The organism is Microbacterium sp. p3-SID336, from assembly GCF_025143365.1.
In the GTDB taxonomy this organism is placed as follows: domain Bacteria; phylum Actinomycetota; class Actinomycetes; order Actinomycetales; family Microbacteriaceae; genus Microbacterium.
On the sequence record NZ_JALXPE010000090.1, the window covers coordinates 1 to 10,758 of the forward strand.

Consider the following 10,758-nt stretch of genomic DNA (forward strand, 5'->3'; position numbering starts at 1 on the left):
CGAACTGCGCCGACTCCAGACGCGCCTTGACCGCGCCGAGGAAGCGGGCGGCGTCGGCACCGTCGATGATGCGGTGGTCGTACGAGAGTGCGAGGTACACGTACGAGCGGATCGCGATCGCGTCGGCACCGCCGACCTTCACGAGACCGGGGCGCTTGACTACGGTGCCCGTGCCGAGGATCGCCGACTGCGGCAGGAACACGAGGGGGGTGTCGAACAGCGCGCCACGCGAACCGGTGTTGGTGAGCGTGAACGTGCCGCCGGCGAGCTCGTCGGGCTTCAGCTTGTTGTCCCGCGTGCGGGCAGCCAAATCGGCGATCTCGTGGGCGATCTGCGCGATGTTCTTCGACGCCGCGTCTCGCAGCACCGGGGTGAGCAGACCGCGCTCCGTGTCGACAGCGATCGACACGTTCTCCGTGGCCGGGTAGACGATCTGCTCGCCGTCGACCGTCGCGTTCACGATCGGGAAGGCCTGCAGCGCCTCCGCGGCCGCGAGAGCGAAGAACGGCAGGAACGACAGCTTGTCGCCGGTCTTCTCGAGGAAGGACCCCTTCACGCTGTCGCGGTAGTCCGCGAGCGCCGTGACATCGACCTCGACCACCGTGGTGAGCTGCGCCGTCTGCTGCATCGACTCGACCGCACGCTTGGCGAGCACCTTGCGCAGACGCGACATCGGCTGCGTGGTGCCGCGGAGCGGCGAGACCTCGAGCGGGGCAGGGGCGGGTGCCGCGGCGGCGGCCGGAGTCGCCGATGCGGTCTCGGCAGCCTTCAGCACGTCCTCCTTGCGGATGCGGCCGCCGACACCGGTGCCGGTCACCGTCGCGAGGTCGACACCCTGCTGCGCGGCGAGGCGGCGGACCAGCGGAGTCACGTAGAGGTTGTCGCTCTCGGTCGGGAGCGCGAGCTTGGGTGCAGCCTGCTCGGCCGGAGCAGCCGCGGGCTGTGCCGGAGCCGCCTGAGCCGGGGCGGGCTGGGCGGGAGCGGGCTGAGCCTGCTGCGGAGCGGCCGGTGCCTCGGCAGCGGGGGCGGCGGCAGCCGGTGCCTCGGCCGGAGCCTGGGACTCGGCCGGTGCCTCCGCGGGAGCCTGAGCGGCAGGAGCCGGAGCCTCGGCGGCGGGGGCGGACGGAGCAGCGCCGGAGCCGACGCGGGCCAGCACGGCGCCGACCTCGATGGTCTCGTCCTCCGCCGCGACGATCTCCTGAAGGACGCCGGCGACGGGCGAGGGGATCTCGGTGTCGACCTTGTCGGTCGAGATCTCGAGGAGCGCCTCATCGACCTCGACGCTGTCCCCGACCTGCTTGAGCCAGCGGGTGACGGTACCCTCCGTCACGCTCTCGCCGAGCTCGGGCAGGACGATGTCCGTCGTGTCGCCCGACGGCGCGGACTCGGCGGCCGGCGCGGCGGGAGCCTGCTCGGCCGCAGGTGCCTCGGCGGCCTGAGCGGCCTGCTCTGCGGACGCCTGCTCGGCAGCCGGAGCGGTCTGCTCTGCGGGTGCCTGCTCAGCGGGAGCGGACTCCGCGGCGGGAGCGTCGCCGGACGTGGCTGTACCGCTGCCGTCGCCGATGCGCGCGAGCAGGGCACCGACCTCGACGGTCTCGTCCTCGGCCACGAGGATCTCCTCGATCACGCCGGTGACCGGCGAGGGGATCTCGGTGTCGACCTTGTCGGTCGAGATCTCGAGCAGGCCCTCATCCGCCTGGACGGTGTCTCCCACCTGCTTGAGCCAGCGGGTGACCGTACCCTCTGTGACGCTCTCACCGAGAGCGGGGAGGACCACGGATGTGCTCATGACTGAGTCTCCTTCAGAAGTTGTATGACGCTTGTCTAGCTTAGTGACTCGGGCACCGGTTGGTGCTCAGAGGGCGTGCAGGGGCTTTCCGGCCAGTGCGAGGAAGGCTTCGCCGAGGGCCTCGCTCTGGGTCGGGTGGGCGTGGATGAGCGGGGCGATGTCCTCGGGATGCGCCTCCCAGGCGACGGCGAGCTGCCCCTCGGTGATGAGCTCGCCGACACGATCGCCGAGCAGATGGACGCCGAGGACCGGACCGTCCTTCAGGCGGACGACCTTGACCAGCCCGCCCGTGCCGATGATTTCGCTCTTGCCGTTGCCGGCGAGGTTGTACTCGTACGACGCGACGGCGTCTGCGCTGTGTGCGGCGATGGCCGCCTCCTCCGTGACGCCCACGGAGGCGACCTCGGGGCTGGAGTAGGTGACCTTGGGGATCTGCGCGTCCGGCACGGAGACCGGCGAGAGCCCGGCGATGCGCTCCGCGACGGCGATGCCCTGCTGGAAGCCGCGGTGCGCGAGCTGCAGACCGGGGACGATGTCACCCACGGCCCAGACGCCGGGTACCCCGGTGCGCAGGTCCTCATCGACCGTGACGAATCCGCGATCGAGCGTCACCCCGGCCTCCTCGAAGCCGAGGTCGGCGGTGGCCGGCCCGCGCCCGACGGCGACCAGGAGGTAGTCGGCGGTGAGCTCGGTGCCGTCCTCCAGGGTGACGGTGACGGAGGTCTCGTCCTGCGTGGCGCTCTGGAACCGCACTCCGAGGGAGTACGTGATGCCGCGGCGGCGGAACGCGCGCTCCAGCCCCTTGCTCATCGCGACGTCCTCGTTGGGGACCAGATGCGGGAGCGCCTCGACGATCGTGACCTCGGCGCCGAAGGAGCGCCAGACGCTCGCGAACTCGACGCCGATGACACCGCCGCCGAGGATCAGCACACGCTCGGGGATGACATCGAGCGCCAGGGCCTGCTCGCTGGTGAGGATGCGGCCGCCGATGTCGAGTCCGGGAAGAGAGCGGCTGTAGGAGCCCGTGGCGAGCACGACGTCCGTACCGACGTAGACATCGTCGCCCACGCTCACGCTGCGGTCGGCGTTCAGGCGGCCGAGACCGGCGACGGTCGTGATGCCCCTGGCCTTGACGAGGCCCTCCAGCCCCTTGAACTTCTTCGCCACGATGCCCTCGCGGTAGGTGCGCACACCCGCGGGGTCGATGCCGGCCATGGTCGCAGTGACGCCGACGGAGGCCGCATCCCGGACGTGATCCGCGACCTCGGCCGCGTGCAGCAGCGCCTTGGTCGGGATGCACCCGCGGTGAAGGCAGGTCCCGCCGACCTTGTCCTTCTCGATCAGGGCCACCGACTTGCCGAGCTCGCTGGCTCGGAGCGCTGCGGCGTATCCGCCGCTGCCGCCGCCCAGGACGACGATGTCGAAGGAGTGGGTTGTCATCGGTGTCATGCCTCCGTGTGGGATGCTGCGTCGGCGAAGGCGATGATCGATCGGACCATCGCCCCCGTTGGGCCCTTCTCGGTGAAGCCGTACGGGGCGCCGGCGTGTTCGCCTGACCCCGCGATGTCGAGGTGCACCCAGGGGATGCGCGGGGCGTCCTCGGCGTCCGCCGTGCGACCGACGAACCGGCGCAGGAAGAGGCCGGCGAACGAGGCGCCGCCCATCCGGTCGCCCATGTTCGCGTTCTGCAGGTCGGCGATGGGGGATTCGAGCGACTCCTCCATGTACGAGGGAAGCGGCATGTGCCACGCCGGCTCATCCGCCTGCGTGGCTGCCGCGAGGAACTCCGCCACGGTCTCGTCGTCGCCGAAGACGCCCGTGTGGCGATGGCCGAGCGCGGCCACGATGGCGCCCGTGAGGGTCGCGACGTCGATGATGACGTCCGGGTGCTCGCGGCTCGCCGCGACCAGGCCGTCGGCGAGGACGAGGCGGCCCTCGGCGTCGGTGTTCTGCACCTCCACCGTGGTGCCGTCGAGGATGCGGATCACGTCGCCGGGACGCAGCGCCCGCCCTGAGGGCATGTTGTCGGTGATGCACAGCCAGGCCGTCACACGCACCGGGAGGCCGAGGCGAGCGATCGCGCGCAGCGCCGCGAGCGAGGTGGCCGCACCTGCCATGTCGAACTTCATGCCGACCATCGACGCCGCGGGCTTGAGCGACAGCCCGCCCGTGTCGAACGTGATCCCCTTGCCGACCAGGGCGATGTGCCTGACCGCGTCGGCGGGGGAGTAGTCGAGGCGCACGAGGCGCGGCGGCCGGTCGGAGCCCTGCCCTACGCCGAGGATCCCGCCGAAGCCCTGCTGGGCCAGAGCCGCCTCATCGAGGATCTCCACCGTCACGTCGAGGTCGGCGACGCTGTCGGCGGCGCTCTCGGCGAGCTGCGCGGGACTCTGCCACTCCGCCGGGACGTTCACGAGGTCCTTGATCTGGGCGACCGCCTCGCCCATGGTCTGTGCGCGGGCCACCGTCGCGTCGTCGAGATCGGCGTGCACGGTCACGGTGGTCGCGCGCGGCTTGCCCTTCTCCGTGCGGTAGCCGTCGAAGCGGTAGCCGCCCAGCACGGCGCCCTCGGCGGCGGCGGCGGCATGCCGCTCCAGTCCCGCTGCGAAGCCGATCGCCACGTGCGCGAAGCCCGTGAGCGAGCGCAGGGCGACGCCCGCCGCGCTGCGGACGGACGCGTCGTCGATCGTCGCGCCGGCACCGACGACGGCGAGGGGGAGCGTCGTCACCCCCGGCGCGTACACGCGGGCGAAGGAGCCGGAGGCTCCGGTGAATCCGATGCCCTCCAGCGTCTCTGCGAGACCGGGGAGAGCCGCCAGCGACTCGGTCGACTCGGAGAGATCGGGGACGACGAGCACTGCGGCTTCGGCAGCGCTTCCGGGGAACTGATCGAGGGTGTGCGAGAGCACGGGAAGCGTCATGCCTCCATCCTAGGATCTCCGCCGCTGGCGGGCCGTCCGGCGCGAGCCCGCGTGTTCGCTCTCAGCGAGACGGCCCGGGGCCTCCCGTTGACCCCTGCTCGTAGCATGGAGACATGCCCTTCTCCGGAGAGATCCACGAACGCGTCGCGAATGCGCCGACGGTGCCGCACGGTCTGCCCCTCGTGGTGCTTCTGACCGGCTTCACCGATGCCGGGAGTGCGGTGTCCGGTCTGATCGACCACCTGCGCGAGTCGACCTCTCCGCAGCCTCTCGCGGTCTTCGACAACGACGTCCTGCTCGACTACCGGGCGCGTCGCCCCGTGATCTCCTTCGACCAGGATCACCTCACCGAGTTCCGCCCGCCGCGGCTGGAGCTGTCCCTCGCGACCGATGCGCTCGGGCGGCCGTTCCTGCTGCTCGCGGGCTACGAGCCGGACTTCGCCTGGAACGCCTTCGCGGAGACGGTGCTCGACCTGGCCGCGGAGTTCGAGGCGTCCGGACTGCACTGGGTGCACTCGATCGCGATGCCGGTTCCGCACACCCGACCGATCGGGACCACCGTGAGCGGCAACCGTCGTGATCTCGTCGTCTCGCATTCCGTGTGGCGACCCCGCACCCAGGTGCCCGCCACCGCGGGGCACCTGCTCGAGTTCCGCTTCGCCGAGCGCGGCGAGCGGGTGGTCGGCTTCGTGCTGCTGGTGCCGCACTACCTCGCCGAGACCGAGAACCCCGATGCCGTGAGCGCGGCGGCCGAGAAGCTGATGGCGTCGACCGGCCTTGTCCTGATGCTGGACGCCGTCCGCGAACGCCGGGAGGACTACGTCGCCCGTGTCGACGAGCAGGTCGCCGCCAACGACGAGCTGCAGCAGATGGTGCACAATCTGGAGCGCCGTTACGACGCCTACATGGCGGGACGCGATCCGGAGGACGACAGCTACGACGAGGGCGGCTTCAGCGAGCGGGACCTGCCGAGCGCCGACGAACTGGCCGCGGAGCTGGAGCGCTACCTGGCCACGCGGCCGTCCGGCGACGAGGACAAGCCGGGCCGCAGCTGAGACGCATCTGCGCGAAGTTCCGCGGAATGCGTCCGCATCGCCACACGTGTGCGATACTAGGAGTCCGACCCGTTGTCAATCGGTGTTTTCGAACATCGGACTTGACAAGGGTCTTACTAGTGTCCGAAATGTCCCGGGGCCAGCAAGCGGCTCCGTGAAAGGCGAAACGTGACTCCTGCCACGACGAAGAACACACGGACGAAGAAGGCCGCCGAAGAACCCACCGTCGAGGCCGACGTCGAGGTCGAAGGCCTCGACGACGAGCCTGCCGCGCCCAAGCGCGCCGCTGCCAAGCGCGGAGGGGGCAAGAAGAAGAAGTCCGAGGACGTCGTCGAGGAGGACGATGCCGCCGCCGAGAGCGCTGAGGACGGCGCGGGCGACGAGGAGGAGGATGATGCCAAGCCGGCGTTCACCGAACCCCTCCCGACAGGCGCGATCGTCATCTCGTCCAACGACGATGAGGACGTCCCGGTCTACTCCACGCAGATCACCGGTGCGACCGCCGACCCCGTCAAGGACTATCTGAAGCAGATCGGAAAGGTCGCGCTGCTGAACGCGGCCGAAGAGGTCGAGCTCGCGATGCGGATCGAGGCGGGTCTGTTCGCCGAGGAGAAGCTGTCGGCGATGTCCGCCGCCGAGAAGTCGAGCCAGCTCGGCCTCGACCTGCAGTGGGTCGCTCGCGACGGTCAGCGCGCGAAGAGCCACCTGCTCGGCGCGAACCTCCGCCTGGTGGTCTCGCTCGCCAAGCGTTACACGGGTCGCGGCATGCAGTTCCTCGACCTCATCCAGGAGGGCAACCTCGGTCTGATCCGCGCAGTCGAGAAGTTCGACTACACCAAGGGCTTCAAGTTCTCGACGTACGCCACCTGGTGGATCCGTCAGGCGATCACGCGTGCCATGGCCGATCAGGCGCGGACCATCCGCATCCCGGTGCACATGGTCGAGGTCATCAACAAACTCGCCCGTGTGCAGCGCCAGATGCTGCAGGACCTGGGCCGCGAGCCCACCCCGGAGGAGCTGAGCCGCGAGCTCGACATGACTCCGGAGAAGGTCGTCGAGGTGCAGAAGTACGGGCGCGAGCCCATCTCCCTGCACACCCCGCTGGGTGAGGACGGCGACAGCGAGTTCGGCGACCTGATCGAGGACACCGAGGCCGTGGTCCCCGCCGACGCGGTCGGCTTCACGATGCTGCAGCGTCAGCTCGAGCAGCTGCTCGACTCGCTCTCCGAGCGTGAGGCCGGCGTGATCCGCATGCGGTTCGGACTGGGCGACGGTCAGCCGAAGACCCTCGACCAGATCGGCGACACGTTCGGCGTGACGCGCGAGCGCATCCGTCAGATCGAGTCCAAGACGATGGCCAAGCTGCGTCACCCGAGCCGCTCGCAGTCGCTGCGGGATTACCTCGAGTGATGCAGGCGAACGACGGCAAGGCGCTCGCGACGAGCGTCGACGGCAAGAGCTACGCGCGCATCCCGCTGCGCACCCGTGTCGTGATGCCAGAGGACGACCTCGACGCCATCATCACGGAGTACGCGAAGGATGCGGTGCGCCCCGGTGACCTGCTGTTCGTGACCGAGAAGATCGTGGCGATCACGCAGGGGCGCTCTTACCGCCTCGACGAGATCCGGCCGCGCAAGCTCGCACTGTTCTTGTCGAAGTACGTCACCCGCACGCCGTACGGCATCGGTCTCGGCATGCCGGAGACGATGGAGATGGCTCTGCGGGAGTGCGGCACTCCGCGCATCCTCTTCGCCGCGGCGGTCTCCGCCGTGACCAAGGCGTTCGGACGCAAGGGCGACTTCTACCGCATCGCGGGGGACAAGGCCCGTGCGATCGACGGACCGACGAAGCACACCATCCCGCCCTACAACCAGGCGGTCGTCCTCGGGCCGAAGGACCCGGACGGCGTCGCCGCACGGCTGAAGGCTCTCATCGGCGGTCAGGCGGAGGTGGCCGTGGTCGACATCAACGATCTCGGCGGCAACATCCTCGGCTCCACCCTCGACAAGGCGGGCGAGCAGCGGCTGGTCCGCATCCTCGGCGACAATCCGCTCGGGCAGGGACTGGAGTCCACCCCGCTCGGCATCGTCCGCGAGATCTGACCCGCCCGTCACAGCGAGAACGCCCCCCGGAGTGATCCGGGGGGCGTTTCGTCGTGCAGGGTCAGAAGCCGATGACCTCGCGGTACCGCGGCTTGTGACCGGTGCGGATGCCGGTGACGCTGGGCTTGTTCTCGTACACCCCGGCTCCCCAGTTGCCCTCGACGAGCACCGGACCGTCGGGCGTGACCACGACGTCCCAGCCGACATACTGCACCTGCGGGACGACGCGGGCGACCTCGTCGATGAAGGTGCGGACCTCGTCCATGTAGGGGAGCTGGAAGTCCGCGATGCGGAATCCGGAGTCGGGATGCGTCTCATGCACGTGGCCGTGCGAGTCGTACCCGGGGCCCACCGCGTGCCCGTTCTCGTCGAGCATGGTGTAGAAGCCGCCGAAGGTCATCTGGTCGCTCACGGCGCCGCGGCCGAACTTCTGCGCCATCGCCAGGATGTGCGCCTTCTCGCCGTCGAAGAAGGCCGTGATGCGCGTGGTGTTCACCGTGCCCGGGCACACCGCGGCGAGATCGTCGTGCTGGCGGATGACCTCTTCGATGAGCAGTTCGCCGCGGCTCAGCAGTCCGCGGTGGAACTCGTCCCAGTCGGTGACGTCGGCGGCGTGGTACCGGTGGACCCCGGTGCCGGCCTGTCCCACCGGCTCCTTCGTGACGATGGTGCCCAGCCGCTCCGTGAGCGCTCGCACCGCGTCGGCGTTGCCCTCCTCGACCACCAGCCACTCGCGGTGCAGGTGCGCGGCGAACCGGCGGTTGAACTCGATCTTGTCCTGGAAGATCCCGCGATAGTCGGGGTGGTCGTACTTCTGCGACAGCTGGTTGGACACCGGGTGCGTCATATAGGTGTCGCGCTCGGCGCGGTTCAGCATCGCGAAGTCGTAGTCGATGTAGTCCTGGAACCCGACGTTGTGGCGGGCCGCCGACCACAGCATGTCGACGACGACGGCCGGGACGGGCTTGCCGTGCTGCGCCGATGCCTCCTTCGCGCGTTCCAGCACGGAGCCGACATCGATGCGGCGGGCTCGGCCGAGGAGATAGCGGACGCGGGGCGCGAGAGAAAGGCGTGACATGAAGCTCCGGGTGTAGGGAAACACCAGTCTACGGGGGGTGCCTCCGTCGACCTGTGAAGGCGGAGGATAGGCTGGAAAACGTGTGTGAGACGACTTCCAGCGCGCTCCCTCAGGCGCTGATATCCCGGGCCGCGTTGGCCGCGGCGGCCTCGGTCGCCGTGGAAGCGGGGGGGCGACGCGCGGACCTCCGGCGCGACGCCTGGGGGCACGGGCTCCTCGCCGTCGCCCACGCCGTCGCGGCGGCGGGCGGTGAGGAAGTCCTCGTCGACTCGGTCGGCGAGGCGGAGATGCTGCGGCTCGAGGGGATCGCGGCCGTCACCGACGGTGCCGCCGACATCGACGCCGCCCTGCTGTACGGTCTTCCCACCGCACGCGGGCATGCCGCGACGCGTCCGGTCATGCGCTTGACGGGACGGGTCATGTCGACCAAGAGACTGCGGGCGGGCGATGCCGTGTCGTATGGCTACACGTTCAGGGCGACGGCCGACACCACCGTCGCGCTGGTCACCGGCGGCTACGCACAGGGCATCGTGCGCGCCCTCGGCAATCGCGCCCTGGTCGAGGTGGACGGCGTGCTGCGCCCGATCGTCGGTCGTGTCGCCATGGACGTGTGCGTCGTGGACCTGGAAGGAGAGGAGGCGGCTGTGGGAACCGAGGTCACCTACTTCGGCGGCACAGGTCCCGCCGCCGACGCGGTTCTGCGGTGGGCCGAGGTGACGTCGATGACGCCCGCCGAGCTCGTGGTCGTGGCGGGGTCGCATGCCGAGCGGGGGTGGGAGGCATGAGCCGCCCCGAACTCCGCCTGAGCACCGATGCCCTCCGGTCCAACATCGCGGCGGTCCGCGACCGGCTCGGCGACTCCGAGCTGATGCTCGTGCTGAAGGACGACGCCTACGGACACGGCCTGACCTGGGCCGTCGAGACGGCGTTCGCGGCCGGCGTCGCCTGGTTCGGGAGTTACGACGTGCGCAGCGGTGTCGACACGCGCCGCCTCGTGGGCCCGGATGCGCGGGTCTTCGCGTGGGCGACGTCGACGAACGAGGAGGTCGATCAGGCGCTGCTGCAGAGCATCGATCTCGGCGTCGGTACGAGTGAGTACCTGCGGCGAGTGCTCGCCCGCGCGGAAGCACTCGGTGTCCGCGCGCGGGTTCATCTGAAGATCGACACGGGTCTGCATCGCAATGGGCTGCTGCCCGAGGAGTGGCCCGCCGCTGTCGCCGAGGTGCGCGCGGCCGAAGCGTCCGGCGCAGCCACGCTGGCCGGGATCTGGAGTCACATCGCCGAGGCCAGCGACGCGGAGGACGACGAGGCGCAGGCCGCCTTCCTGGATGCGGTCAGGGTGGCCGGAAACTCCGGCGCGGTCCCTGAGGCGCTCCACCTCACCGCCTCAGCCGCGTCGTGGTGGCGTCCGGAGCTGCGCGGCAGCGTGTCCAGGGTCGGTGCCTTCTGCTACGGCATCCGCTCCGGCGATGGGCCGGAACTGGACGGCGTGCGGCCGGCGGCGAGCCTGGTCGCGCCGGTCGAGCGTCTCGACGGTGACGGCGCCGTGATCGCGCTGGGCGCCTTCGACGGCCTGCCGTCGACGCTGCGCGGCGTCGCGGTCGGCACACCGATGGGGCCTCGTCCGATCGCGGAGATCGGGCCGCTGTTCACACAGGTGGCGGGGTGGCCCGGTATGGCGGTCGGTGACGAGGTCACGGTGTTCGGCCCGGGAGCGCGAGGCGAGGAGTCGGCGACCACGCTCGCCGAGCGCATCGACACGGTGGGCGAGGAGATCCTCACACGGTTGAGCCCGCGGATCCGCCGCGTGGTG

At 70.2% G+C, this 10,758-nt stretch carries 9 protein-coding genes; 5 read left to right on the forward strand and 4 right to left on the reverse strand.

What is annotated here, in order from left to right:
* The 3 genes from sucB to M3C17_RS18105 form a co-directional block, all read right to left on the reverse strand.
* On the reverse strand, window positions 1–1,789 hold a 1,789-nt coding region (gene sucB / locus M3C17_RS18095; RefSeq protein WP_259979445.1), incomplete at its 3' end, for a 2-oxoglutarate dehydrogenase, E2 component, dihydrolipoamide succinyltransferase.
* A gap of 66 nt (window positions 1,790–1,855) precedes the next feature.
* Window positions 1,856–3,229: a dihydrolipoyl dehydrogenase gene (gene lpdA, locus M3C17_RS18100; protein ID WP_259979447.1), complete on the reverse strand. Its 1,374-nt coding sequence runs from the start codon at window positions 3,227–3,229 to the stop codon at window positions 1,856–1,858.
* A gap of 5 nt (window positions 3,230–3,234) precedes the next feature.
* Window positions 3,235–4,710 carry a leucyl aminopeptidase gene (locus M3C17_RS18105; RefSeq protein WP_259979448.1) on the reverse strand — a complete coding sequence of 492 codons (1,476 nt, stop codon included), beginning with the start codon at window positions 4,708–4,710 and terminating at the stop codon, window positions 3,235–3,237.
* A 113-nt stretch (window positions 4,711–4,823) separates the two neighbouring features.
* Here M3C17_RS18105 and M3C17_RS18110 point away from each other — a divergent pair, with 113 nt between their 5' ends.
* The 3 genes from M3C17_RS18110 to M3C17_RS18120 all read left to right on the forward strand — a co-directional run bounded on the left by M3C17_RS18110 (window position 4,824) and on the right by M3C17_RS18120 (window position 7,867).
* A complete protein-coding gene (locus M3C17_RS18110) occupies window positions 4,824–5,765 on the forward strand; it encodes a proteasome assembly chaperone family protein (protein ID WP_259979449.1) in 942 nt (313 codons plus the stop codon).
* A 168-nt stretch (window positions 5,766–5,933) separates the two neighbouring features.
* The gene (locus tag M3C17_RS18115) at window positions 5,934–7,175 is read left to right on the forward strand and encodes an RNA polymerase sigma factor (RefSeq protein ID WP_259979450.1); all 1,242 of its coding nucleotides are present in this window, start codon (window positions 5,934–5,936) and stop codon (window positions 7,173–7,175) included.
* The gene (locus tag M3C17_RS18120) at window positions 7,175–7,867 is read left to right on the forward strand and encodes a coenzyme F420-0:L-glutamate ligase (RefSeq protein WP_259979451.1); all 693 of its coding nucleotides are present in this window, start codon (window positions 7,175–7,177) and stop codon (window positions 7,865–7,867) included. Before M3C17_RS18115 ends, M3C17_RS18120 begins: the two co-directional genes overlap by 1 nt.
* Window positions 7,868–7,928: 61 nt before the next feature.
* Here M3C17_RS18120 and M3C17_RS18125 read toward each other — a convergent pair whose 3' ends face one another.
* Complete coding sequence (locus M3C17_RS18125) at window positions 7,929–8,945, reverse strand: sugar-transfer associated ATP-grasp domain-containing protein (RefSeq protein ID WP_259979452.1); 1,017 nt, start codon at window positions 8,943–8,945, stop codon at window positions 7,929–7,931.
* 80 nt (window positions 8,946–9,025) lie between these two features.
* Here M3C17_RS18125 and M3C17_RS18130 point away from each other — a divergent pair, with 80 nt between their 5' ends.
* Complete coding sequence (locus M3C17_RS18130; RefSeq protein WP_259979453.1) at window positions 9,026–9,730, forward strand: alanine racemase; 705 nt, start codon at window positions 9,026–9,028, stop codon at window positions 9,728–9,730.
* A partial coding sequence (locus tag M3C17_RS18135; RefSeq protein WP_259979454.1) for an alanine racemase occupies window positions 9,727–10,758 on the forward strand: 1,032 nt, incomplete at its 3' end. The genes M3C17_RS18130 and M3C17_RS18135, both read left to right, overlap by 4 nt.

Excerpts from the sequence above, each read along its gene's own strand:
- M3C17_RS18120 (WP_259979451.1), top strand. The coding sequence starts at position 7,175 with ATGCAGGCGAACGACGGCAAGGCGCTCGCGACGAGCGTCGACGGCAAG.
- M3C17_RS18105 (WP_259979448.1), bottom strand. The coding sequence starts at position 4,710 with ATGACGCTTCCCGTGCTCTCGCACACCCTCGATCAGTTCCCCGGAAGC.
- lpdA (WP_259979447.1), bottom strand. The coding sequence starts at position 3,229 with ATGACAACCCACTCCTTCGACATCGTCGTCCTGGGCGGCGGCAGCGGC.
- M3C17_RS18125 (WP_259979452.1), bottom strand. The coding sequence starts at position 8,945 with ATGTCACGCCTTTCTCTCGCGCCCCGCGTCCGCTATCTCCTCGGCCGA.
- M3C17_RS18110 (WP_259979449.1), top strand. The coding sequence starts at position 4,824 with ATGCCCTTCTCCGGAGAGATCCACGAACGCGTCGCGAATGCGCCGACG.